This is a genomic window from Vibrio jasicida 090810c (assembly GCF_002887615.1).
Taxonomy (GTDB): Bacteria; Pseudomonadota; Gammaproteobacteria; order Enterobacterales; family Vibrionaceae; genus Vibrio; species Vibrio jasicida.
On record NZ_CP025793.1, the window covers coordinates 792776 to 818985 of the forward strand.

Annotated in this window: 20 protein-coding genes; 9 read left to right on the forward strand and 11 right to left on the reverse strand. The window is 47.6% G+C overall.

Annotation, left to right across the window (positions count from 1 at the left end; all coding sequences use genetic code 11):
* The first annotated feature begins 113 nt into the window (after window positions 1-113).
* Together C1S73_RS21215 and C1S73_RS21220 are read left to right on the forward strand one after the other, a co-directional pair.
* The gene (locus C1S73_RS21215) at window positions 114-1277 is read left to right on the forward strand and encodes a MerR family transcriptional regulator (protein ID WP_038865205.1); all 1164 of its coding nucleotides are present in this window, start codon (window positions 114-116) and stop codon (window positions 1275-1277) included.
* 7 nt (window positions 1278-1284) lie between these two features.
* Entirely contained in the window at window positions 1285-1857 is a 573-nt protein-coding gene (locus C1S73_RS21220) for a GNAT family N-acetyltransferase (protein WP_081634737.1), read from the forward strand.
* A gap of 108 nt (window positions 1858-1965) precedes the next feature.
* Here C1S73_RS21220 and C1S73_RS21225 read toward each other — a convergent pair whose 3' ends face one another.
* The 3 genes from C1S73_RS21225 to blaCARB all read right to left on the reverse strand — a co-directional run bounded on the left by C1S73_RS21225 (window position 1966) and on the right by blaCARB (window position 4514).
* Window positions 1966-3015: an alcohol dehydrogenase family protein gene (locus tag C1S73_RS21225; RefSeq protein ID WP_038865207.1), complete on the reverse strand. Its 1050-nt coding sequence runs from the start codon at window positions 3013-3015 to the stop codon at window positions 1966-1968.
* Between the two features lie 2 nt (window positions 3016-3017).
* The gene (locus C1S73_RS21230; protein ID WP_005435424.1) at window positions 3018-3533 is read right to left on the reverse strand and encodes a TetR/AcrR family transcriptional regulator; all 516 of its coding nucleotides are present in this window, start codon (window positions 3531-3533) and stop codon (window positions 3018-3020) included.
* Between the two features lie 129 nt (window positions 3534-3662).
* Window positions 3663-4514 carry a CARB/PSE/RTG family carbenicillin-hydrolyzing class A beta-lactamase gene (gene blaCARB, locus C1S73_RS21235; RefSeq protein WP_038865209.1) on the reverse strand — a complete coding sequence of 284 codons (852 nt, stop codon included), beginning with the start codon at window positions 4512-4514 and terminating at the stop codon, window positions 3663-3665.
* Between the two features lie 212 nt (window positions 4515-4726).
* On the opposite strand from blaCARB, the gene C1S73_RS21240 reads away from it, so the two are divergent.
* On the forward strand, window positions 4727-6058 hold the full coding sequence (locus C1S73_RS21240) for a ferredoxin reductase family protein (protein ID WP_038865211.1): 1332 nt from the start codon (window positions 4727-4729) through the stop codon (window positions 6056-6058).
* Between the two features lie 110 nt (window positions 6059-6168).
* Window positions 6169-6699 carry a hypothetical protein gene (locus tag C1S73_RS21245; protein ID WP_038865213.1) on the forward strand — a complete coding sequence of 177 codons (531 nt, stop codon included), beginning with the start codon at window positions 6169-6171 and terminating at the stop codon, window positions 6697-6699.
* A 118-nt stretch (window positions 6700-6817) separates the two neighbouring features.
* Here the strand turns inward: C1S73_RS21245 and C1S73_RS21250 are convergent, their stop codons facing one another.
* Window positions 6818-7726, reverse strand: a complete 909-nt coding sequence (locus C1S73_RS21250) for a LysR substrate-binding domain-containing protein (RefSeq protein ID WP_038865215.1) — start codon at window positions 7724-7726, stop codon at window positions 6818-6820.
* Between the two features lie 152 nt (window positions 7727-7878).
* Here C1S73_RS21250 and C1S73_RS21255 point away from each other — a divergent pair, with 152 nt between their 5' ends.
* A complete protein-coding gene (locus C1S73_RS21255; RefSeq protein WP_038865217.1) occupies window positions 7879-8406 on the forward strand; it encodes an autotransporter domain-containing protein in 528 nt (175 codons plus the stop codon).
* Window positions 8407-8485: 79 nt separating this feature from the next.
* Here the strand turns inward: C1S73_RS21255 and copI are convergent, their stop codons facing one another.
* The 5 genes from copI to C1S73_RS21280 all read right to left on the reverse strand — a co-directional run bounded on the left by copI (window position 8486) and on the right by C1S73_RS21280 (window position 15997).
* On the reverse strand, window positions 8486-9031 hold the full coding sequence (gene copI / locus C1S73_RS21260; RefSeq protein ID WP_038865219.1) for a copper-resistant cuproprotein CopI: 546 nt from the start codon (window positions 9029-9031) through the stop codon (window positions 8486-8488).
* Window positions 9032-9107: 76 nt separating this feature from the next.
* Window positions 9108-12317 (reverse strand): efflux RND transporter permease subunit, encoded by a 3210-nt coding sequence (locus C1S73_RS21265; protein ID WP_038865221.1) that lies wholly within the window; start codon window positions 12315-12317, stop codon window positions 9108-9110.
* Between the two features lie 2 nt (window positions 12318-12319).
* On the reverse strand, window positions 12320-14038 hold the full coding sequence (locus C1S73_RS21270; protein WP_038865223.1) for an efflux RND transporter periplasmic adaptor subunit: 1719 nt from the start codon (window positions 14036-14038) through the stop codon (window positions 12320-12322).
* 12 nt (window positions 14039-14050) lie between these two features.
* The gene (locus C1S73_RS21275; protein WP_038865224.1) at window positions 14051-15439 is read right to left on the reverse strand and encodes a TolC family protein; all 1389 of its coding nucleotides are present in this window, start codon (window positions 15437-15439) and stop codon (window positions 14051-14053) included.
* Window positions 15440-15574: 135 nt separating this feature from the next.
* Window positions 15575-15997 carry a hypothetical protein gene (locus C1S73_RS21280; protein ID WP_038865225.1) on the reverse strand — a complete coding sequence of 141 codons (423 nt, stop codon included), beginning with the start codon at window positions 15995-15997 and terminating at the stop codon, window positions 15575-15577.
* Window positions 15998-16312: 315 nt separating this feature from the next.
* Here C1S73_RS21280 and fdhF point away from each other — a divergent pair, with 315 nt between their 5' ends.
* From fdhF to C1S73_RS21300, 4 genes are all read left to right on the forward strand, one after another.
* The gene (gene fdhF / locus C1S73_RS21285) at window positions 16313-20551 is read left to right on the forward strand and encodes a formate dehydrogenase subunit alpha (protein WP_038865226.1); all 4239 of its coding nucleotides are present in this window, start codon (window positions 16313-16315) and stop codon (window positions 20549-20551) included.
* A gap of 93 nt (window positions 20552-20644) precedes the next feature.
* Window positions 20645-21580 (forward strand): endonuclease/exonuclease/phosphatase family protein, encoded by a 936-nt coding sequence (locus C1S73_RS21290; protein ID WP_038865227.1) that lies wholly within the window; start codon window positions 20645-20647, stop codon window positions 21578-21580.
* A 147-nt stretch (window positions 21581-21727) separates the two neighbouring features.
* A complete protein-coding gene (locus C1S73_RS21295; RefSeq protein WP_038865229.1) occupies window positions 21728-23542 on the forward strand; it encodes an amidohydrolase in 1815 nt (604 codons plus the stop codon).
* 200 nt (window positions 23543-23742) lie between these two features.
* Window positions 23743-24114 carry a hypothetical protein gene (locus tag C1S73_RS21300; RefSeq protein WP_171374330.1) on the forward strand — a complete coding sequence of 124 codons (372 nt, stop codon included), beginning with the start codon at window positions 23743-23745 and terminating at the stop codon, window positions 24112-24114.
* Between the two features lie 68 nt (window positions 24115-24182).
* Here C1S73_RS21300 and C1S73_RS21305 read toward each other — a convergent pair whose 3' ends face one another.
* Together C1S73_RS21305 and C1S73_RS21310 are read right to left on the reverse strand one after the other, a co-directional pair.
* On the reverse strand, window positions 24183-25280 hold the full coding sequence (locus tag C1S73_RS21305; RefSeq protein WP_009706212.1) for an ABC transporter permease: 1098 nt from the start codon (window positions 25278-25280) through the stop codon (window positions 24183-24185).
* Window positions 25280-26206: an ABC transporter ATP-binding protein gene (locus C1S73_RS21310; protein ID WP_033906808.1), complete on the reverse strand. Its 927-nt coding sequence runs from the start codon at window positions 26204-26206 to the stop codon at window positions 25280-25282. Before C1S73_RS21310 ends, C1S73_RS21305 begins: the two co-directional genes overlap by 1 nt.
* Between the last annotated feature and the right edge of the window lie 4 nt (window positions 26207-26210).

A 26210-nucleotide genomic window follows, 5' to 3' on the forward strand; every position in this document is an offset into this window, starting at 1 on the left:
TGATGCTTTTCTATCCGAGTTTTATCTTTCATCGTATCTTTTTCTACAATTCATGTTGACCTGTCTATAACTCTACAGTTTAAGATGCTTTCATCAGCGCTGAGGAAAATTACATGTATCGGATATCGGAACTGGCAGAAATGCTGGGTTTGTCTCGCACCACATTGCTCTATTACGAGAAGATTGAACTCATCAAAGGGCAACGGTTAAGCAACGGCTACCGCGCGTATAGCGATGCGGATCTACAACGCTTGCGTTTGATCCAGCAATTGCAGAGTGGCGGACTGACGCTCAAGGAGTGTAAAGCCTGTTTGGAAGCCAAAGTAGATCGACAGTTGATGCTGGAAAGACTCAAACAGCTTGATGAAGAGATTGAGCAAAAGCAGAAATCGCGACAGCTCTTGGCAGCGCTGCTTGGCGAAAAACCGTTAACCGATTGGCATGAATCGTTGGATGAAGTCGCGCCGGATGCGCACTTGAAATGGCTGATGACGCAAGGTTTTAGCGAGAAAGAAGCCCTTCACTTACGTTGGTTATCAAAAGATATGAATACTCACGACGACTACATGGCGGACTTCTTCCGCGTATATGAAGCCTTGGAGTTTTGGGGGCCTGGTTCAGAGCAAGATACGTTGAAAGCATTGAGCCTATTACCAACTCAGCCTGATGAAATATTGGAAATCGGCTGCGGGCAGGGCATTGCGACTCGTACTTTGGCAAAACATGCACACGTCACTGCAGTCGATAACGACGAGCCGTCTTTGCAACGCTTGCAAGGCAAAGCACAAGCTCTTGGTCTAAATGACAATATCACCACGGTGTGTGCGAGCATGACAGAACTGCCATTTGCAGATGGGACGAGTAATCTAATTTGGGCGGAAGGCAGTGCTTACATCATGGGGGTGGAGAACGCATTCAAAGCATGGCGCCTATTGCTTAAAGACGGCGGTATCTTAGTGGTGAGTGATTTGGTGTGGAACACGGATACACCAAGCGAAGATACGGTGGCGTTTTGGCAAAAAGAATACCCAGATGTGGGCAGTGTCGAGAAGCGTATTGAGCAGGCGAAAGCAGCAGGCTACCGAGTGTTAGAGACGTTCCCAATTAGCCAACAGGCATGGGATAACTACTACGTTCCTTTAGATGAGCGTGTGCAAAGTTTGAAAGCTGAGATGCCAGCATCACAAGCATTAAAAGACATACAAGTTGAATTAGATATCGTTAAACGCCGTGGAAATGAAGTGGCGTATCAGATGTATATCTTACAAAAAGATTGATAGAAAAATGAACGAAACAACAAATCAAAATACTCAAAAATCGAACTACACACTTTCTCAATATGAGAGAGGCATGAGCAGCGAGATGATCGCTTTGTTTACTCAAACCTTTTCTGATTCTGAAGGTGAAGCAGAAGGCAAAACCATTGGCTTACTCGTCGGTGACTTACTGACAACAACCCCAGAACAGGAGCTAAAAGGCTTTGTGGCAAAACAAGGTGAACGTTTAATCGCAGGCGTGTTATTTACTCCATTGAGCTTTGAGAATGGTGAAGTGGGTTACTTGTTGTCGCCAATGGCAACGCTAACAGAATGCCAAGGTAAAGGCGTAGGACAAGCCCTGATCAACTCTGGCCTTGAACACTTGAAACAGCAAGGTATCGAGTTGGTGTTTACCTACGGCGACCCTAACTTCTATTCGCGCGTTGGTTTCCAACAAGTGACGGAAGCGCAATTCAAAGCGCCTCATACTTTGAGCTTTCCACATGGTTGGTTGGCACAATCACTTGCCGGTGAATTGACGCCAATCCAAGGTACATCCTTTTGCGTGCAAGGTTTGGATAGTCCTGCTTACTGGTAACCCATTAAGCTCCGGTCGTCGGTTGATCTAACCTGAACGAAAAAGCCCTTCTGCGATGAACTTGCAGAGGGGCTTATTAATATGCTCTATCAGTGTAGAGGTAGCTAATTACTTCACGGTAAGAACCATCTTGCCTACGTGGCCCTTCTCTTGGAATGCCGCTTGCGCTTGGTTGATGTCCTCAAGTGGGAGCGTCTGTGCGACTAATGGTTTGATGTTGCCTTGTTCAATATGATGAACCAAGTTTCCAAACACTTCAGGCTCAAGGACGGTACAACCAAAGAAGCTGAGATCTTTGAGATACAGAGTGCGAACGTCTAGCTCAACCATCGCGCCGCCAATGGCACCTGATACCGCGTAACGACCTTTCGGGCGCAAGACTTCGAGGAACTGTGGCCACTGCTCGCCAGCAACCAAATCAATCACCACATCGACGCTGTTACTGCCAAGTGCTTCAACAAGATTTGCATTGCGTGGCACGACTTCATCTGCGCCCAGATCCAGCACTTGTTCATTTTTGCTTGGGCTTGTGATGGCAATAACAGTAGCACCGCGCGCTTTGGCAAGTTGAATCGCCGCAGAGCCGACCCCGCCAGAAGCACCAGAAATCAGGACACGATCTCCTTTGGCAACACGAGAGCGCGTGAGCATGTTTTCTGCCGTTGAATACGAACATGGGAAAGAAGCAAGTTCAACGTCAGTCAAATCCGTCTTTAGCTGGTAAGCGTGCTTAGCTGAGACCACGGTGTATTCTGCAAAACCACCGTCGCATTCTGAGCCAAAGTACCAAGGTGGATTAATGGTTTCGCCATTTACATCGCTTAGGCAAGGTTCAATCAACACGCGTTCACCTATGCGGCCTTCATCCACCATACTACCCACAGCAACGATCTCGCCACAGACGTCAGCGCCTTGAATACGTGGGAGAACCAGTGCATTGCCGCTCCAACTTGCATCCTCGCTGTCATTGTCACCTTTTGAATACCAGCCGATACGCGTATTGATATCGGTATTGTTCACGCCCGCTGCGGATACTCGAATTAGCACTTCGTTCTCTTTTGGCGTTGGGACTGGAATATCTTGGCGGTGTTCCAACATTTCTGGTCCGCCGTGACCGGTCAATAGAACACCTTTCATTGTGGTTGGTAGCGTTGTCATGATTAATCTTCCTTTAGCAATCTTAAAACAGCTTGTTGCGCAGAGTTCAGAGCCTCGTTACCCAGTACTGGCCAAGCGCTGGAGACGCCTTCGTGCAATAAGAACAGCTGCGTGGCGAGGTCTTGGCGAAGGCTCTGTTTACCCAAAAATTGTCGAACGTCTTCTTTGTGCGCTTTCACGGTTTGGTTGATGATGTCGTGCTCGGGAAATGCCGCAATCGCATTCATCGACATGCAACCATGCGGTGCGTAGTCTTCCATCCATTGTTTGAGCTTGTTGAATACGTGTTGAGTCGCTTCTAGCCCGGCTTGTGGCGAGTTATCCAGCAGGAAGTTTAAGTAGCGCTGGTGGCGGTGTTCTAACGCGGCCACGATCATGTCTTCCTTAGATGGGTAATGCTTGTACAAGGTGCGTAGGCTAACGCCACAGGCAGTCTTGAGCTGTGCCACACTAGGCTCGGCAAATCCAAGCTCGCTAAAAGCTTGCTCTAAACTGGCAGCGATCTGTTCTTTCAACATAGCGTCTTCTCATGAGTAGAATGATTGTTCTACTTTTAGGGTAGAGCGATCGTTCTACTTGTGTCAATGTAAATCGAGAAATAAAAAAAACGGAGCACAAAGGCTCCGTTTAAAATCATTAAGTTAGATCTAATAAGTTTGGTATTGGTCGACAATCAATTGACTGATCTGAGCAATCACTTGGTTTCTTGCTTGCAATGACAAGTCTGTCTCTGTGATATAGATGCTGACATAAATCGGTTTATGATTCTCTTTCCAAATCATCGCTGTCACGCCCCTAGAGCCAAAACCGCCAGCGCCAGAGCGGTCGGCAATCGACCAACCTTTCGGTAGGACTGAACGAATAAGTGGATCCGAAACCTTATTATCCTGCATCCAAATTTTAAGTTGGATGCGAGATTCGTAAGATAGCGCATCGCCTTCTAGCAGAGTGTGCAGAGTGTTTACCATGGCGTTAGGTGTTGTGGTGTCTTGCTTATCACCTGGTTTGGCTTCATTCAGTCTTGGCTCAAAACGGTCCAACCTCGTCGCTTTGTCGCCAAGAGAGCGTAAAAAGAGCGTGACCCCTCGTGGACCACCAATGCTGCGTAATACGATATTTGCTGCGGTGTTGTCACTCATGAGCATCGCTGCTTCACACGCGTGTTCGATGCGGGTGGTTTGACCTGCCATACGATCCATGACAGGTGACCATACCACCATGTTACGTTCTTCGACTTTCGCAGTGGCGTTTTTATCTAGCTTTCCGGTGTCCATTTGATTCAGCATTGTGGCACAGGCAAGAGTTTTGAAGGTACTCATCATCGGGAAGCGTTCATCGCCTCGGTAATCCCAATGCTCGTTACTTTGTGTATCCCAAATCGCCACACCGATTCGACCCGCGATGTGTTGTTCGATGGCAGAGATGTCTTCGTTCAGTTTGGCGGCGTATGTTGCACTCGAACAGACTAACAATCCGAGTAGCAGAAATAGCTTTTTCATTATTGATTTTCTTAGTGTTATTTATTCCAGTTCGCATCTTGGCGAATTTAACCGGAACTATAACGAGTGAATACTCTAATGACTGTTAGATTATTGTCTTTTTTCTGTAGGAATCCTTGCATATGTCGAGCTTTACCCGCTTTTACTCTTATTGACGTTGCTTTACATGTGAAGCGCTAAAGTAAAGTTGTCGATTAACCGAGTAATCAATCATGAAAACATTCCGCAATCTCATCTGGGCAATGATCGCCGCGATGTCCGTATTATGGTTTGCGATGGAACCGCAGCTTTTCTCTTCTACCAATGTCTTTGAATGGCGATCTGCCATGATCCAATATTCAGGCATTCTGTCTTTGATGCTGATGTCGATCACCATGGTGTTGGCAATGCGTCTTCCTGTGGTTGAAAACTGGCTGCACGGCATGGACAAAGCGTATCGAGTGCATAAATGGCTCGGCATTGGTGGCGTTGCATTAGGTCTTGCGCACTGGCTTTGGTATCAAGTGCCGAAATGGTTAGTCATGTCTGGTGTATTAGCAAGACCAGAGAAACACACAGGTACAGGGCCGGAGGGTAACCTCTCTGGAATCGAAGCTTGGGTTCATGGTCTGCGCGACCTTGCTCAAGGCATGGGTGAGTGGGGCTTTTACATGCTGTTGGTTTTGCTGGTGATTTCTCTATGGGGCGCAGTGAAATACAAACCCTTTAAACTATCGCACCGCTTTATGTCGGTGGCGTATCTACTGATTGCGATTCACTCCGTACTGCTGCTCAAACGCGCGTATTGGGGCGAGCCTATTTACTATCTTACTGTTGGTTTTGCAGTCGTCGGTTCGGTTGCCGCACTTTACAGTTTGTTTGGCTTTGTTGGTCGCCGTAATAAACATTCTGCGGTTGTGGCGTCGACACGTTATTTCCCTCTAGCTGAAGTGATGGAATTGGTCGTGAAACCAAATGGGTCTTGGCAAGGGTACAAAGCGGGGCAATTTGCTTACTTACGTTTTGGTGATGAAGATGCGCATCCGTTCACCATCGTCTCTAGCAGTGAAAGTGATGAATTACGTTTCCTAATCAAAGAGCTAGGCGATTTTACTACCGGCTTGTATGAGGGCGTAAAAGCGGATGATGCTGTAATGGTAGAAGGGCCCTACGGACGTTTGGAATTTGATTTAGAGAAACCTCAAATCTGGATTGCTGGTGGGGTAGGGATTGCTTCTTTCTTTGCTGCTTTGGAAGCATTGAAAGTGCAAGCGCAAACTAGCGACGTTCATTTGTTTTACTGCAGTCGCGGTATCGACGGTCAGTTGGTCGATGAACTGTGGCATTTAGCGCACCAAGCAAGCGTCAAACTGCATGTGATAGATACCATGAAATCGCCACGTTTGAATGCTGAGCGTATTGCGGCTCAGTGTGGTGATTTGAACCAGTATGAAATGTACTTCTGTGGACCAGAAGCGTTCTCAAAAACACTGAAAAAAGAGCTAGATGCGTATCAATTTAATATTGAGCAGAGTTATCACGAAGAGCTATTTATTATGCGCTAAGTGTCAAGATTGTTAGTCATGAGTTAGCTCAGCGGTGAGCTTTTTAAGCCTCAATTTCGATAACCGGAAATGGGTAGGGTAATAAGCAAATCCAAACCGAGAGAGTAAAGATGACTATCACATCAAAACGCATTCTAGCGCTAACAACATTGGCAACAGTGACCGCTTCTGGCCACGCATTGGCAGAAGGCCGCAACAACTCAATTGAAGCGGGTGCGACCTTCGTTGGCGACCACGAAATGTACACCTTGGGTTACAGCCGCGATGTGGGTAACAACATTGTCACCGGCGGTGGTATTTTTGTTGGTTCTGACGCAATTGATATACCCGTAAAGAACGATCAAGACGCTTGGGGCATGTACGCGAACATTGGCTACCGCTTTGAAATTGCTGAGTTCGATATCATTCCTAAGCTTGGTATCAACTACTTTAATGCGGACGTTGATATCAATGGTGGCACTCACTCTGGCCAGAGTATGAACATTGATAGTGTTTACGCTTCTGTTGGCGGTACGGTTAACTGGCGTATGGTTGGTCTAACAGTTGATTACGGTAAGATCAACGACTCAGCGGTTAACCCGATCAATGGTAAAGAATTTGAAGAAGATGTGGTTCGCGCTACGTTGAGCTTCAACTTCTAACGTTTTTCATCGACCTTTATATTTTTGTCGTTTTATTTTTACTGCACACACTGCTTTTTTGCCGCCTGTACCGGGCGGCTTTTTTGTATGTCTAGTATGCCAGTAATGACCATTGAAGTTACAAATCGTTGAGAATATCGGATAGGTGCTTTTCTAATTTCACTATCGTTGGGTGTTGATAATAGCCACGGTGAAATTGCAAACCAATATCGAAATACATCTGTTGATTGTTTTGAATCAACGGAATCTTTTTGATGTTTTGTGGTAACACTGAGTCAGGCAAAGTAAAGCAAATCATCACGTAATCGGTTTTAGTTAGCCAGTCCAACGCTGCATGAACAGAGGGGACGGTGAGGCGTTTGGTTAGCGCGAAACCCAACTGACGTTTCACTCTCTCATAGTAAATTGCGTCATCGAGCGCGCCCATGGATACTCGTACTAACTTTTCACTTTGTAAGCGCAGAATATCAATTTGTTCTGCTTGCCAGAGTGGATTGCTCTTTGAGGTATAGAGATACAGGCCAAGTTCGCCAATTTTTCTTTCTACCACACGCTCATTCATCACCGAAGGGTAACCTGAAATCCCAACTGCAAGTGACCCTGCTTTGGGAAACTCAATGCCGTCTAAATTCCAGTCAACCATAGAAAAATCGTCAACATTTTCATGTTGCTCAAGCAACTCTAATAAAGGAGTGGTTAGAAGAGCACTAAGAGGATTAGGGACGAAGAAACGAAATTGCGTTGGTTGAGAGGCGGCTTCAAGTACATTGATTTGAGTCTGTGCTGACTCTAGCTGTTCAAGCGGTTCTTCAATAAGACTCATAAGTTGGCTGCAAAACAACGTAGGTTGGTAAAGCCCCTTATTGGCGATAAACAACTCATTTCCAAATAACACTCGGCAATCGGCTAATTGGCGATTAAATGTTGCTCTACTGATATCGAGTGTATGACACACTTTAGGCATCGATTTTTGTTCAAAGATCAAATGCAAAAAGCGGTATAGATTGAGGTCGATAGAGTGTTTCACAAGAGCCCTTTAAATAAAAAAAACACATCGATTAATACGACATTGTGTGTTGATTTAAGGTTCAAATTTGAGTCTCTTAACCGTCAAAAATGCGCACGTAATCCACGTATTCTGAGAGTGGTAAATCGACGTATTCATAGCTCGGAGGTGTCATGCTTAAAGATCTGGTTGGCTTATTCATTTTGGTGCTTTTGCTAAGTGCTCCAGTATTTGCAGAAGAGAGAGAACCCTTTATCGCGGGTGGCGTGACGTTTTTGGATAAGCATGAGGTCTTGAGTGTAGAGATGGGCGCAGAAGTGTTACCCAATATCAATTGGTCACTTGGCTTCAACGCACCGATAGACAGTGGTGAGCAAGAGCACTTCGGCACGCATTGGGCAGAGAAGCAAGTTTGGGGATTACATACGGCATTGGGCTACGAAATTCGCGTGAATGACGTGTTGGCGATAACGCCGCGTATCGGGTTGAATTACAACAATGTCGAGATTGAGTATTTTGAAGAAGAGACGGGTGAGTATGTCGACACAGACAGCCAAAACAACTTTGAACCAACCTTAGGTGTTAAAGTCGATATTGCCAGCGTTGGACTTATTGTTGAAGGCTACAAAATTGACGAGGACATCAGCTTATCGGAGGAAGATGAGATGGCGGTTCGAGTCATGGCAGCCTATAACTTCTGAGCTGATGCCACTGCGTAAGCATGGATTCAGAGAAAAAAGGAGCTGAAATGTCAGCTCCTTTTTGATGTGCAAGTACGATTTACAGCGTAATGTTCTTCGTCATGCCCGCCTCTGCATGCCCTGGAATGTTGCACGCGAACTCAACGTTGTTGTCACCGTGGAAATGCCACAATAACTGCTTCGCTTTACCCGGTTCTACCGTTACAGAGTTGCCTGAGTCGTGCATGTGATCACCGCTCATTGTCTTCATCATTTCGCGATGTTCTAGCTGTTCTTTGGCAGAACCGATTGTGAACTCATGGTTGATCTTACCTGTGTTCATCACCACAAACTGCACCACATCGTTTGGCTCAATTTTAACGTCTTTCTTGAACTTGATGGTCATGTCATCACCCAAGATAACGTGTACGACCTTGTCTGGCTTTGCACCTTTTGCTGGCATACCTACTGCCGACATGCCCGGCATATCCATCATGTTTGAATGGTCCATTTTACTGTGGTCCATATTTTCATGCTTCATGTTGCTATGGTCCATGTTCGCGTGGTCCATGTTTGAATGATCCATTTGGGCAAACGCAGTCGTTGTTGTTAGGGCTAGAGCAAGAGTGATTAGTGTCTTTTTCATTTTTATGTCCTTGTTTTAATTCATTAATAACTTGGTTGCTTCCCCTCAAACGGCATGTTTGAGAGGAAGGTAGGGATTAAGCCTTGTTACCGGTGTGATCTGTGTTGTCGGCGTTTTCGATTTGGTTGCCAGCTTGCGTGTTTGTTTGACTAGAAGTTGAGTTACCTGAGCGCAACTCGCGTTGTTTCCACAGCTTAAAGATGGCTGGAAGTACCAACAGCGTCAGTAGCAGTGCCGATGCCATACCACCAATCATTGGTGCGGCGATACGTTGCATTACTTCTGACCCTGTGCCTTCGCCGTACATGATCGGAATCAGACCAATAATTACTGTCAGTACCGTCATCATTACTGGACGGACACGCAGGCCTGCACCTTCACGAATTGCATCAGTTAGGTCTTTCGCCTCAAGCTTCTGTTGGCTCTCTTCCGCATCGAGTTTTTTGTAGTGCCATGCTTGGTTGAGGTAGACGAGCATGATGACCCCAATTTCAACCGCGACGCCTGCTAGGGCAATAAAGCCGACCCCAACGGCAATCGAGAAGTTGTAGTTGAGGATATGCATGAGCCATAAGCCACCGACCATAGCGAGCGGTAGCGTAAGCATGATGATCATTACTTCGCCGACACGACGGAAGCTGAAGTAAAGCAGCAGCATAATGATGGCGATGGTGATTGGTACCACGACACTCAAGCGGTCTTTCGCACGCTCCATGTATTCGTATTGACCAGACCAAGCCAGCGAGTAACCCGCAGGAAGTTCCAATTGATCAGCAACAACCTGTTGTGCTTCTACGACGTAAGAGCCAAGGTCACGACCATCGATGTCGACAAATACCCAGCCGTTTGGACGCGCGTTTTCCGTCTTGATCATCGGAGGGCCGTCTTCGTAACGAATGTCCGCTACATCAGCCAGCGCAATACGAGCGCCATTTGGTGTCACTAATGGTAGGTTTTGCAGTTTAACCACTGAATCACGGTAGTCTTGTGGGTAACGAACGTTGATTGGGTAACGCTCCAAGCCTTCGATGGTTTCACCCACATTCATGCCGCCAACCGCAGTGGAGATCACTTGTTGAACGTCTTTGATGCTTAAGCCGTAACGCGCTGCGGCACGACGTTTAATGTCGATCGTGACATAACGACCACCTGCTACACGTTCTGCATAAACCGATGCCGTGCCCTGTACGCCATTAAGAATTGGCTCTAACTGAGAACCGATCTTCTCAATCACTTTCAGATCGGGTCCGGCGATCTTAATGCCGATAGGGGTTTTGATGCCCGTTGCCAGCATGTCGATACGCGTTTTGATCGGCATTACCCAAGCATTAGTAAGACCAGGGAACTGAACCAACTTGTCGAACTCTTTGCGCAGTGACTCGGTTGTTACCCCTTCACGCCATTGATCGCGTGGCTTCAACTGAATCACGGTTTCAATCATGGTGAGTGGCGCTGGATCGGTTGCGGTCTCAGCTCGGCCAATCTTGCCCCATACGGTTTTCACTTCTGGAACGGTTTTGATCAGCTTGTTGGTTTGTTGTAGAAGCTCACGCGCCTTACCAATCGAGATACCCGGATAGGTCGTTGGCATGTACATCAAGTCGCCTTCATCCAGCGGCGGGATGAACTCGCTACCCAGTTTACTGGTTGGGTAGTAAGCCGATGCCATCAGACCTAATGCGATAACAATCATGGTCTTAGGGTATTTTAAGCTAGTGTTCAACAACGGACGGTACAGCGCGACCAAGCCACGGTTAACCGGGTTTTTGTGTTCCGGTAACACCTTACCGCGAATGAAGTAGCCCATAAGCACAGGGACGAGTGTGATTGCCAAACCTGCTGCTGCTGCCATGGCGTAAGTCTTAGTGAACGCAAGCGGCGAGAACATCTTGCCTTCTTGGCCTTCTAAGGCGAACACCGGTACGAAGCTAAGAGTGATGATAAGCAACGAGAAGAACAGCGGTGCGCCGACCTCTTCTGCGGCTTTGCCAATTACTTGCCAGCGGTTTTTATCGGTCAGTGGCGTTCGTTCAATGTGCTTGTGAACGTTTTCAATCATCACGATTGCCCCATCCACCATGGCACCGATGGCAATCGCAATACCACCCAAAGACATGATGTTGGCGTTGATGCCTTGCCAATGCATTACGATAAACGCACTAAGAATACCGACCGGTAGGCTCAGAGCGATAACCAACGAAGAACGAATGTGGAACAGGAACAACGCACACACAATCGCAACGACGATGAACTCTTCTGCAAGCTTCTTCCATAGGTTTTCTACCGCTGAATCGATAAGGGTAGAGCGATCGTAGGTTGCAACAATTTCCACGCCTTCTGGTAAGCTGCGTTGTAGGTCGGCGAGTTTGTCTTTGACTTTCGCAATCACTTCACTGGCGTTTTCACCAAAGCGCATCACTATAACGCCACCTACCGCTTCACCTTCGCCATTCAGCTCTGAGATACCACGGCGCATTTGTGGGCCAAGGTTGATGTCTGCGATATCACCTAATAGCAACGGCGTGCCTTTCTCGGTGACTTTGAGAGGCAGTGATTTGATGTCTTCAATGCTGGTTAGGTAACCCGTCGTACGAACCATGTGTTCGGCTTCCGCAACTTCGATAACGGACGCGCCGGTTTCTTGGTTACCGTTTTGGATTGCCATGTTCACTTGTTGCAGAGTGAGGTTGTACGCACGCAGTTTGGCGGGATCAATCTGCACTTGATACTGCTTCACCATACCGCCCACGGTCGCGACTTCAGAAACGCCATCAACGGTTTGCAACTCGTACTTCAAGAACCAGTCTTGTAGGCTGCGAAGATCGGCCAAATCATGCTTACCAGTTTTGTCTTGTAATACGTAACTGTAAACCCAGCCCACGCCCGTTGCATCAGGACCTAGGGTTGGTTTTGCATTCGGTGGCAGCTTTGGTGCTACTTGGCTCAAGTACTCCAAAACGCGTGAACGTGCCCAGTACATGTCGGTATCATCGTTGAAAATGATATAAACGTAAGAGTCACCAAAGAAGGAGTAGCCACGCACTGTCTCAGCACCCGGCACGGCAAGCATGGCGGTGGTGAGTGGGTAAGTAACTTGATCCTCAACGACTTGAGGAGCTTGACCCGGATAGCTTGTCTTGATGATCACTTGCACATCAGAAAGATCCGGAATCGCATCAACAGGCGTATTCTTTACACTGTAAAGTCCGCCTAATACAAGGGCTAAGGTCGCGACCAACACTAGGAATCGGTTGCTCAGTGACCAACGAATAATAGCATTGATCATAATTAACCCTCGACGGCTGTTGTTGCAGGAACTAGCTGTCTAAGAACGTAGTCAGATCCTTGTTTTTCAACTAGAAACCGAACTTTCTGTCCTTCTTCAAAACCCGATAGATCAACATCTTCACCCACAGAGAAGTTCATCTCGCCAGCATCCCAGTTCCATTCTGCAACCGGTAGGTGGTTTAAGGTGATCATGCCAAAATCAGCCATCAGCATTGTGATGTCACCAGTTAGCCAAACCTCTGCGACAATGACGCTGTTGTCTGCCTTGTAGTCGATGATTTGGTACTGACCGGACTCCGTCTTTTGCATTTCAAATTCGATAGCCTGACCTTTTTTCAAGTCACCCATCTCAACGCCATCTGCGAAAGTGAAGTTCATTACCATGCCCGGCCAATCCCATTCTGGTACAGGCTGGTGGTCGATGGTCAGCATGCGGTGATCTTTCATTACGTCTGTGATCTCACCTTTGGCCCATGCTGTTTCCGCCGCTGCTTCTACACCATTGATGCGAGACAGATCCGCCGACTGGCTTGATTCAGAGTCGAGCATGAAGTGAGATGAAGTAACGATCTTATCGCCTTGTTTAAGTCCTTGTAATACTTCGGTTTGTTCGCCAGCTTCGCGGCCAACTTCAATTCGAGCTGAGCGATATTTGCCGTCGCCTTCAGCCAGAACAACGCGAGTCATACCGCCAGAGCGGATAACAGATGATTTAGGAATCGTTAACACTGCGTCGTCAGTGACAGGTTGTAAGGCAATATTGGCGAACATGTTTGGCTTCAATGCGCCATCTGGGTTAGGGAATTTAAGACGCACACGCAACGTACGTGTTTTCGGATCGAGGATTGGGTACACGTAATCCACGACACCTTGCCATTCATTGCCCGGAATCGCGTCAAGGGTCATCGTGGCTTGAGAACCCGCTGTCATCCAGTGCGCTTGACGCTCAAATACTTCTGCATCAACCCAAACATTGTCCAAAGGACCTGCACTGATCACCGCTTGAGCAGGGGACAAATAGCCACCTTCACGCACGTTTAAGCTCGCGATAACGCCATCAGCAGGAGCTTTGATTTCAATGGTTTGCGATGCTTTACCACTACGAGTAATGGATTTGATTTGAGCACGGTCAACACCAAGCGTTACCAAGCGTTCGGTCGCGCCTTTTACAAGACCTTTGCGGCCAGTGCGGTACGCATTCAGCAATTCTTCTTGTGCTTTAACCAGTTCAGGAGAGTAGAGCGTGAAAAGAACATCGCCTTTCTTCACTTTCTCACCCACGGCATTGATGTAGAGTTTTTCTACCCAACCTGCCACACGAACGTTGGTTTGCCATAACAGACTTTCATCAAAGGCAATATAACCAACTGTTTCGATGCGTGGTGACAACTGTTGCAGTGTCGCGTTTGCAGTTTTAACCCCGAGGTTATTTTCTACCGAAGGGTCAATAGTCACTGTACCCGGTGCATCTTGTTCACCGGATAGGTCTTCTGCGTAAACCGGAATCAAATCCATGCCCATTGGGGACTTACCCGGCTTGTCGCGTTTGTAATTCGGATCCATTGGGGCAACCCAGTAAAGTGGATCATTGGAGCTTGCAGCAGATTTGCCACCCATCGCACTCATGTCGTGAGCCGAGCCCGTAAGAAAATGATTAGCACCAAACCCCAAAGCACCACCAACAATCAGCGCGATGGTTGCAACTTGTAATGTTTTCATTGTTTTACCTTATTATTTTTTAAATTCAGACAGTTCTGGTTGCTCGACGTGATAGTCGAAACCACCGAGTAGGGTGGCTAAATTGCTGTTTGCGATGTTGAGATCGGTCAGCAGACGTTGTTGCTCTAATTGCAGAGCCAACTCGTCTGTGGTGGCAGAAATTACATCGTTAAACTGCGCTGTGTTGTTTTGATAACCCCGCTCAACGGCTTGAATGCGCGCTTTCGCTTGAGGCAATAAGGTGGATTGATAACGTTCTAAACGCTGGGTTAAGTTGCCGCGATCAACCAGCAAAGTGTTCACCTTGGCATTCATTTGCGTTAGTAAGGTGTCCTTTTGTGATTGTGCCGCGCCAACTTGGTATTGAGCGGCAGCAAGATTGCGATCTTGGCGGTCACCTGTGAACAGCGGAATGTCCATGGTGAGGTAAGCGCTAACCAAATCAGAGGCGGGCTCACCCATCATGTTGTCGGCTTGGCGGTAGGCGTACATTACTTCGACGCCAAATTGTGGGTTGTAGGCTTGCTCAGCAATTTCCACCTGCGTTTTATTGGCAGAAATGCTGACGTCGGCCATCTTAACCATCGGGTGTTGGCTGAGTTGCTGATAATGCTTGGTGGAACCCTGACTGGCAGCAAGTTTGCTGTTCAGTGTCTCCCAGTTCAATTGATTGCTCGCGTGCAGAGCCTGTTCGTTTGCCAACCAATCTGATCCCAACCATTCGGAGAGTTGAGAGATAAGACGACGTTGCATTTGTGCGTTGGCTTGCAGTTTCTCATCCAACTTGCTGACTTGTAATTGAGCGTTGAGTAGGTCTTGCGCTTCACTCTTACCAATCGAATAGTTGGTTTGAATAAAGCTTTCCATTTCCTTCATCAACTTGCGGTTCTCAAGCATGATTTGCTCCGCGCGTTGCTGGTAACCAAGCTCTAACCAAAGTTGAGTCATGCTGTTGGCTACCTCAAGCTCACGAGCATGAACTTGAAGCCCAAGGCCGTCGGCTTGTTGATTGGCTTTCTTCTGCTGTAAATCAAGCGTCGAGCCACGCTCAAACTGTTGCATTAAACCAACGGAGATGTTGGTCATTGGGTCTTCATCGAATTTGAAGCTGTCGACAGGCAAGCCACCAAAACCCACTTTCAGTTTTGGGTCCATCAAGGTCGCACTCGCGACGCCCGTTTCACGCATGGCAGCAGATTGCGCAGAGTATTGCTTACGATTGCCATCGTTACTCAAAGCGACGTTGATCAGTTGGGCAAGCTTGGTCGTTGAATCTCGCTCACTTGATGCGGAATTTTGCGCTGCGTGCGTCTCTTTACCAGCGGCGTTAACCAAGGTTGGCGCAGCGACCAGAGCCACCATAAAAATAGGTGCAGCTAAGCGGTATGGTTTGATATCCATAATCTAAATCCAGTGTTCGCCGGAACGATGGAGGTGCGGATTTTATTGCGGGAACAGTAAAGCCTTGTTACCTCATCGTTCAGGCGCATTAAAACAACCTGCGATACACGCGCAGGGTCGAATGCTAGGATGGATTTAGGCTATAGGAGGTCGGTATAGGTCGCGGCTGACGTGTACGACTGGGGAAGCAACTTCAGGAGTAATAGTTGCGCGATAGACGACGGGCATTGGGCTATTGGCAGGATTCGGTAGGGGGACGAAAACTATCGTACACGCGGCAGTACAGCAGGTATGAACCATGCCGGAGCCTCCACCACAGTTCATGCTGGTTTCTCTTGCATCGCCATCTTCGGACATAGAGGCGTCAGTCATGGAGACGTCCATCATGCCAGGCATACCGCAGTGTTCGCTGTCACTCATCATAGAAGGATGGTGAGCCATGCCAGTAGACATCATTTGAATATTCATCAACGGCTCACTGTTCGCCACACTAGATACCAATAGCACTAGCGTCGTGAAGAGAGTTAACCAGATTGTATGCAGCGATTTTAAGTGCATACCCTTTCCCATGTGTTTGATGAAAATGATGAAAACCCTTCGATTCTAAAGGTTAACCTAAGGGTAAGGTCAATCATTTATTACTCTTATTATCAAAATAGGCCAACCCTTCAGTTTTCGCACTTTCGAGGGAGTAAAACGTTTGTTAAACACCGAGTGTTGAAAGTTAGCGAAAGAAGCCCTCGCTTTTTATGACACGTGAAAAATGTGGTTTATAAGTTTTACATCACACTAACTTGTCTTACAAATGATTATCCTTATAGAATGCATGGTTTTACTTGTGCAGATTTGGATTTGCTTTGCTGCGGGGGTTGCATGATAGAAATTGTCATCGATGGAAAATATAGAATTGTAGAAGAGGGTCTAACCCTTTTAGAAGCAGCAAAAGTGTGTGGGGTCGAGATCCCATCGCTGTGCGGAATGAACAAAAGTAATGAAAAAGTACCGTGTGACTTGTGTGTAGTTGAAGTCGAAAATGGCGGTACTAAGCGTGCGTGTGAACTCGAAGTTTACCGCGGCCTTAATGTGGTCACGCAATCAGAACAATTAAGCGAGCACCGCAGAAAAGCACTTAACCGCATCATGACGGACCATTACGCCGATTGTGAAGCGCCATGTAAAACCGCGTGTCCTGCGGGCGTGGATATCCAATCGTACCTTTATCACATCGCACAGAACGATCATCAAAAAGCGATTGAAGTGATTAAGCGTACGCTTCCTATGCCGTTATCGATTGGCCGCGTATGCCCTGCATTTTGTGAGAGCGAATGTCGCCGTTCGTTAGTCGATGAGCCTATTGCAATTCGTCAGCTAAAACGTCATGCCGCGGATGCGGATTTGTCTGCGCATGAAACCTACGTGCCAGAAAAGAAACCAAGTAAAGGTTTGAACATTGCCGTCGTCGGCAGTGGTCCTGGTGGTCTAACGGCTGGCTACTACTTATCGAATGAAGGCTACGACGTTACGGTCTTTGAATCCATGCCAAAAGCGGGCGGTTGGTTGCGTTACGGTATTCCTGAATACCGTTTACCAAAAGACATTCTCGATAAAGAAATCGAATTGATGTGCCGCAACGGTATGCAAGTTCACACCAATCAAAAGCTGGGTGTGGATTTCACGCTTTCTCAATTGAGCGAAGAATACGACGCGGTGTGTTTGGCGGTCGGCGCGTCTCAAGCGGTCGAAATGCATTACACAGGCAGTGACCTTGAAGGTTGCTACTTAGGTGTTGATTACCTCAAAGATTACGTGACTGAGCAAAACTATGTAACGGGTCAGAAAGTCGCGGTGATCGGTGGTGGTAACACGGCAATTGACTGTGCTCGTACTGCGCGTCGTGCTGGTGCAGACACCACGTTGATTTACCGTCGTACCCGTGACGAAATGCCGGCAGAAGACTACGAGATTGTTGAAGCGGAACACGAAGGGGTGAAATTCCACTTCTTGACCAATCCTGCAGAAAACCTTGCCGATGAAACCGGACGCGTGAATGCGATTCGTCTAGAGCGCATGGCGTTGGGTGAGCCGGATGCATCTGGTCGTCGCAGCCCTAAACCAACCGGCGAGTTCTTCACCGAAGAGTTCGACACCGTGATTGCAGCAGTATCGCAAAAGCCAGATCTGAGCTTCCTCGAGGGCGAAGATTTGTCGATTCCACTTACGCGCTGGAATACCTCTGATGCAGATGAAAAGACCATGCACACCGGCACGGGCAACATCTTCAGTATTGGTGATTTCCGCCGCGGTCCTGCAACGGCAGTTGAAGCGGTGGGTGATGGTCGCGTTGCGGCAAAAGCCATTGACCTGTTTTTGAATGGCGATATGGCGGATATGCCAAAGGCGGCGTTCAACTCGCGCAAAGAGAAGAAACTCTCTCAAGTCGATCCGCTTCACTTCGAGACCATCCAGAAAGTCGCTCGCTCTATCATGCCAGAGCTGACTCCAGCACAACGCGAGCAAAGCTTCGCTGAAGTGGAGTTGGGTTTTGATAACGAAGAAGCGATGAAGGAAGCCGCGCGCTGTCTTGAATGTGGCTGTCAGGCAAATACCGATTGTGCGCTGCGTGATTACTCCACCGAATATGAAGCTGAGCAAAGCTTTGACTTCTCCTTGCAGATTAAGTCACACCAAGATTGGTTAGATCTTCGTGCGAAAGATTTGCGTCATAAGTACGAAGTTGACCGCAGTTCTGAGTTTATTGAGTTTGATGCCAACCGCTGTATTAGCTGTGGTCAGTGTATCCAAGCGTGTCGCGACAAAGCTGTACACGGCGTACTGAACTTTGTGTGCGATAAACAAGGTCGTCCGGCATTACGTCCTGACGATCGTCCACACTTTGGAAGTAACAAGAATGGTTTAACTCTGATGGGCGATTCGAACTGCGTGCAATGTGGCGCGTGCGTTCAAGTGTGTCCAACGGGCGCAATGGTCGATAGTCGTGACCGTTCGCAAGGCCGTACTGAAGATCTGAAAGCGGTCGACACCATTTGTACATACTGTGGTGTGGGTTGTAAGTTGACTATGTTCGTGGATGAAGCAACCAATACGATTCGTTACGTGAAGGGCGGTGACTCGCCAGTGAACCAAGGCATGCTGTGTGTGAAAGGGCGCTTTGGTTTTGATTTCATTGGCAGTGAAGAGCGTCTTACCACGCCATTGATCCGCAAAGACGGTTGGTTGCAGCCTGCAAGTTGGGAAGAGGCGATTCAACTGATTGCGAGCAAGTTCTCTGGCATCAAGCAAGATTTTGGCAGCAACGCATTGGCGGGTTTCTCTTCAGCGAAAACCACCAACGAAGACAACTATGCGTTCCAAAAATTTGTCCGTCGTGAACTAGGCACTAACAACGTCGACCACTGTGCGCGCTTGTGTCACGCATCGAGTGTAACCGGTCTTGAGGCGTCACTGGGTAGTGGTGCAATGACCAATGACATTCCAAGCATTAAGCACTCGGATGTGATCTTTATTATCGGTTCGGATACTACATCGGCACACCCGATCATCGCTTCACACATCAAACAAGCAATTCGTCACCACGGCGCTCGCTTGATTGTGGCTGATCCGAAACGTGTCGATATGGCAGAGCATGCTGAGCTGTATATGGCGCACCGTCCGGGTACGGATGTGATGCTCCTAAACGGTGTCATGCAGCAGATCATCAAGAATGGTTGGTACGATCAAGAGTACATTGAAGAACGTGTCGACGGTTTTGATACCTTACTGCAAGAAGTGATGTCGCCAGCTTACAATCTCGATAAAGTGGAGTTGGTTACGGGCGTAAAAGCCGAAGACATTCAAGCAATGGCGCGCATGATCGGTACGGCAGATCGTACGGCTGTGTACTACTCGATGGGGATTACTCAGCACACGACAGGTCATGACAACGTGCGTTCTATCGCCAACCTGCAATTGCTGTGTGGCAACATCGGTATTGAAGGTGGTGGTATCAACCCGCTGCGTGGTCAATCAAACGTGCAAGGCGCGTGTGATATGGGCGCTTTGCCAAACAGCTTCCCAGGCTACCAAAAGGTATACAACCCAATTGTGCGTCAGAAGTTTGCGATTGAATGGAACGCGCCAAATCTGCCTTCTGAGCAAGGTTTAACCCTGACAGAAATCATTGACGCGGCTTGCCATCGTGACGTTCGTGGTATGTACATCATGGGTGAGAACCCAGTGTTGAGTGACCCGAACCAAGCGCATGTGATTGAAGGTTTAGAAGCGCTCGATTTCTTGGTAGTTCAAGACATCTTCCTAACGGAAACTGCGCAATACGCGGATGTGGTTCTGCCTTCTTGCTCGTTTGCAGAGAAAGCGGGTCACTTCACCAATACAGAACGTCGTGTACAGCGTGTGAATCCGGTCGTAACGGCACCGGGTGAAGCGAAAGAAGATTGGTGGATTATTCAAGAAATTGCCAATGCCATGGGCAGTGATTGGGATTACCACTGCGTGTCTGATATCACCAATGAAATCGCACGCGTGACACCTCAATACGCGGGTCTTCGTTGGGATGCGATTACGCCAAACGGTGTGCAATGGCCGAGCAACAAGAACAACCCTGCGGGTACTCGCATCATGCACCAAACCCAGTTTACTCGTGGTAAAGGGCAAATGGTGGGTGTACCGTTCCGTTATGCGGCTGAGCTGCCAGATGAAGAGTACCCACTTGTGTTAACGACCGGTCGCGTACTTGAGCAGTTCCATACTGGAACCATGACGCGCAAAACCAAAGGGTTGGATAATCTTGCTGGCCCTCGCGCAATGGTGAGCGTGGAAGACGCAGAAGCACTTGGCATCAGTAATGGTCAGCGTCTGACAGTGTCTACACGTCGCGGCAGCATTGAGATTGATGCCTTTGTGACTAAGCGGATTCAAAAAGGTGTGGTGTTCATTCCTTTCCACTTTGTTGAATCGCCAGTCAACCGCCTAACGACAACGGCAACTGACCCGCATGCGAAGATCCCTGAGTTCAAGGTCGCTGCGGTTAAAGTCGAAGTGAGCGAAAAAGCGCTACTTACAGAGCCTGCAGCGGAAGCGGTTCATTCCATTTAAGCCGATCTGTTTAGATACAGGTCAGCAGTGTACTGGCGAGTTGGGCGATTACATATAAGCTTATGATATGTAATCGCTAAATGAGCCGTGCGTGTGCTGAGAGTCATTAAATGGATTGTGTTGTTTCTACCTGCTTCAATTTGGCTGGTGACAAGGCAATATCATGATATTTGGTGGGCGGAGAATCTAACCTCGATTCCCGCTCTCCTTTTATTCGTCTACCTAGGTTTTGCTTTGGTACTTTTGGTTTGTCGTCACTGGGCGAAAGCCATTGCTGCTACCTTGATTGGTTTGGCTTCTATTGCGTTTCTCTTACCCACTCAAATCACAAACAACCAAACCTGCGAAAATCCGCTGGCGATAGTCCAATTCAACCTGTTCTACGAAAATCCGGACATCAATCAGTTCATCAATTACTTGCTTAAACACCCTGCAGATTTGGTGGTGATGCAAGAGCTCTCGCCTCAAGTGGGGGAGAAACTTCATCTTCTCGACGATATTTATCCTTTCTATTACGGCGGCCAGCGCGGCGTTGGTTATCCGTCAAATCAGATGATTTTGAGCCGTTATCCTTTGGAGCCAGTTTCTATTTATCACACCCCAGATGGTCAAGAGGTGATTCGAGCAACATGGCAAGCGGACAACCCTATTACTTTAATGACGGCGCATCCTCCTTCGCCAAGAACTGAGCCGTTATGGCAACGCCGTAATGCCCTGATTCGAACCATAGAAACCCTTACTGATTTGTACCCAACACCAGAAATGATCGTGATAGGGGATTTCAATCTTTCTGCTGCAAGCCCTAGGTTTAATGGGCTGTTTTCTCGTTTCCAAACTCAACCTGTTGCCAGTTGGCCAACATCAGTGAAAGGCTTGCCTGTAGCTGCTTTTGCCATGATAGGGATTGATCACCTCTGGCTTAAATCGGAAAACGTAGAGAGGACCATTTGTTCTCGCAAGTCGGCAAGTCATCCAAATGGTTCTGATCATCGCTTGGTAACGACGGTGATAGGTAACGTTATGAATTAATTACTGTTTCATTCTCAAGATTGTGAGCGAAATCGGTTCACCCCTGACAAAAGCGGTCTTTACTTTATACACCATGCTCCTCTTTCTTTTTTGGAACGGGATTCCATAACTAAAGCAGTAAATAAACTGGTGATATAAGGGTTAGAAATGAAACCATTCAAACGAACGTTAGTGGCAGGTGTCATCCTAGGGTTAATTGGTACCGTGGCAGGATGCAGCCCAGCAGAAGAAGCGAAACAACCACAACAAAAGCCAAAACCTGAGGCTCAGGTAGAAGAGCAAGCTCAAGCAACTGCGCCTGTGGAAAGCGGTGAAATGATCTATCTGGCTGATACCATCATCACAATGGATGAAGATCAACCTCGTGTAGAGGCAGTTGTAGCGGACGATGACGGCAAGATTGTCTTTGTTGGACAAGAAGCGCAGGCGCTGAAGCAGTTCCCAAATGCGGATAAAGTCGACTTAGAGGACAAGGTGATCATGCCTGGCTTTATTGAGCAGCACCTGCATCCGTTCCTTGGTGCACTTACGCTAAGCATGCCAGTCATTGCTCCTGAAGAGTGGCAGTTACCAAGCCGTACTTGGCCTGCGGTGAATGGACATGAAGAGTATCTGGCCGCGCTGACTGCCGTTGAAAAAGAGATGAAGGATCCAAATGAAGTATTGTGGACGTGGGGCTACAACAACTTCTTCCATGGTGAATTGACGCGCGCTGATCTTGATAAGATCTCGAAAACACGTCCAATCGGTGTATGGCATCGTTCGGCACATGAGTTCTACGTCAACTCTGCCTTTATTGAAAAGTTTGGTCTTAACCAAACAGATATTGATAAGCAAGGTAAAGAGGTAGCCGCTCAGTCAGACCTGGGAAATGGGCATTTCTGGGAAGGTGGTGCACTGATTTACTTGTTACCGCGTATCTACAAAGACCTTGGTAGTGAAGCAAGATTCCGTGCCGGACTAGAGCAAATGGTAGAAATGCTGCACGAGAAAGGGGTAACAGCTTACAACGAACCTGGCGCGTTCATACCAGAGGATATGGTGGGTCTGTATAAAGAGATCTTGGGGGCTGATGAAACGCCAATGTACTCCTTCTTTACACCAGAGAGTAAGTCACCGTACTTCTTGAAGGGCAAAGAGGGTGTGGTTCAAGCGGTTGAAGAAATCACCAAAACCTTCCCTGATGAAGGCAAAGTTCGCTTCTTTAAAAATCAAGTTAAGCTACTGTTTGATGGTGCGATCATCTCTCAGTTAATGATGATGAAAGACGGTTATCTGGATGGCCACCATGGCGAGTGGATTCAAAGTCCTCAAGAAGTCGAAGACATTACCAAGTTGTTCTGGGAGAAAGATTACCAAATCCTCGTTCATGTAAACGGTGATGAAGGCGTTGAAAAGCTGATTGAAATTTTGAAACGTCGTCAAGCTGAATACCCACGTGAGAATCACCGTTTTACGATTGTTCATTTTGCCAATTCGACCGACGAGCAAGTCAAGGAACTGAAAGAACTTGGAGCTATCATCAGTGTGAATCCATATTACGTCACTGGCTTTGGTGACCGTTTTGGTGAAGTCGGCTTAGGTGAAGAGCGTGCTCATGCCATGGTGCGTCTGGCGACCATAGAGAAAGAGCAGATCCCAGTCTCATTGCATTCAGATATGCCAATGGCTCCGGCTGATCCTCTATTACTTGCTTGGAGCGCCGCTACCCGTCAAACCAACAATGGCAATGTATTACGCAAAGACTTGGCCCTATCTCGTGAAGCCGCATTAAAAGGCATCACTATAGAAGCCGCGTACTCTTGGGGAATGGAAGACACCCTCGGCAGTATCGAGGTAGGTAAGGTTGCCAACTTTACGGTACTCGAAGAGGACCCTTATAAAATCGACATCAACAAGCTAAAAGACGTACCAATTTATGCCACTGTCTTTGAGAACAAGCTATTCCCTATTGATAAGTAAAAGTAACTTTTAGCACTAAAGAGCTGCAAGGTGTCTAGTTATTTAGAATTAGGTTAAATCAGGCGACGGCTTGTCATGGAATTGACCGACTCTGACCGTCGCCTGTTATTTGGGTGAATTCTTTAACCTAAACTTCATCCGCTTCCTATACTGAAATTATAGAGAAAAGCAGAAATTCATAACGATAAGAGGCAACTTGCATGACAAGAACTACCTCAGCAGTGTTAATTATTATTTTGATGAGCGCCTATTTTGCCTATAACCGTTTCTACGTTTATCCGCAAAAGCTGGAAACACAGGCGGAATCAATGCTGATCCAAATGGCCAATCGAGAAGAGTGGCTTGATGTTCCACAGATGATGGAACGTGTCGATGCACACAAAGCACACTTAGAGCTGGATGCCGACATCACTTCAACCAGTGGCAAACGTGCTTATGGTGAAGGCTATATTACTTACAGTGACCGCAGTAGGAACGTATGCAAACAAGTGGTTTTTAATTTTAAAATCAACTCGTTGAGAAACTACATTATCTCCGATTTGCACGATTGTTCACTCGGTGAGTACTATTGATGTTCTACTCGCTTTGATCAATAACGCCTCCGAATTTGGAGGCGTTTTTAGTTGTGGAATCTGGTGGGTTAATCGAGTGATTTTTTGAAGCGTAATGACGCAACAACTAAACCTATCACTGTAAAGCCCAGTAGCCAGACAGTATCTCGCCATAGCTCCATTAAATCTGCACCACGCAACACCACACCACGAATAATGCGCATAAAGTGGGTGGCAGGCAGGGCTTCTGATATCCATTGTGCCGCGACGGGCATTCCTTCATACGGGAACATAAATCCGGATAGAAGAATTGACGGCAAAAGAATAAACACCGTCATCTGCATTGCCTGTAGCTGTGTCGTCGCAATGGTGGATATCACCAAACCTAAAGTTAAACTCGCGGCAATAAACAACAGTGTGCCAAACAGTATCTGACTAATGGCGCCGTTTATCGGCACGCCAAATATCCAGTGACCCAAGCCTAAAATGATAAACACCTGTATCAGACCAACAAAGATGTAGGGAATGATCTTCGCCACCATGAGCTCGATGGAGTGGATTGGCGTAGTAATCAGTAACTCTAAATTGCCGCGTTCTCGTTCTCGAACAATGGCTGCACTGGTGAACAAGATCATCGTCATAGTCAGAATCACGCCCAATAAACCGGGGACAATGTTCACCGCCGAACGCCGACTCGGGTTGTAATACAGCGCAACTTCAAAGGTTTTGGTTGGGGCAGGGCGTATCTCAAAATCAAAATCCGTTAACGGCATGGTTTGTAGTGAGAGAATCGCTGAGCTGATCATGGTGTCTGAACCATCCACAATCCACTGTCCAAGCTCTCTGCCTTGCACCATACGTTGGGTTAAGTCGCTAGGTAGAATCAAAGCCGCGCGCACCAAACCGTCTTGAATGGCTTGCTCGGCTTCTGAAGCGGTAGCAAAAGTTTCTACCACATCGACCACTTGCGTGACTTTGACGGACTCGGTAATCACGCGCCCGGCAGTACTGCCACTTTGATCGACGACGCCAACGGGAATGTTGCGAATATCGGTATTAATGGCAAAGCCGAACAGCAAAAGCTGAATCAACGGGATCATCACGACCATGCCAAAGGTAATGCGGTCACGTGAAAGCTGACGGATCTCTTTGATCATTACCGCTTTCATACGGGCAATAGATTTCATCATTGGCGACCTTCTCCCGTCACGCTGACAAACACATCTTCCAAGCTAGGACGAGCAATGTTCATCTCGCAGCCATCAAGCTCAGGAAAGGTTTGAGTTAACCATTCGATCGGTTGTTCGATGTGCTGGTGGATCAAAATGCGTAAGCGAATGCCGAGCTGTGCGGCTGAGCGTACCTCTTCGCGCTGAATGACTTTCTCTTTTAGCTCGCGTAAATTATCCGCTTTGACTTCGACGATGTTAACGCCCATTTGCGCCATGAGTTCTTCTGGCTCACCATCGGCGCGGATTTCGCCCGCTTCCATAATCGCTAGGCGATGACAGCGTTCTGCTTCGTCCATGTAGTGCGTAGTGACCAAAATCGTCGTACCTTGGTCAGAGAGATCAAACAATTGCTCCCAGAAATCGCGTCGGTTTTCTGGGTCAACCGCAGATGTGGGTTCATCGAGAAACAATAGTTCTGGTTTGTGCATGGTGGCTGCGGCGAGAGACAAGCGTTGTTTCTGGCCGCCACTCATTCCGCCGACGCGCTGTTTGCGCAGTTGGTCGAGTCCGTAGGTGGATAGTTGTTCTTCGATGCGAGCTTTTAGGGCCTTGGTTTCCATACCAAAGATTTGTCCAATAAACTCAAGATTCTCTTGAACCGTCAGGTCATCATAGAGGGAGAACTTTTGCGTCATGTAGCCAATCTTGAGGCGCAGAAGCTCAGATTGTTTTGGGATCTCTAGCCCGAGTACATCGACATTGCCCTCACTTGGGCTAAGCAAGCCCGTCAACACACGAATGGTTGTCGATTTACCGCAGCCGTTGGGGCCAAGAAAACCATAAATACTGCCTTTGGGCACATTAAGCGTGATGTTGTTGATGGCGGTGAAGTCACCAAACTTTTTCACTACATTTTCAGCTTGAATCGCGTATTCGGTCATTGGC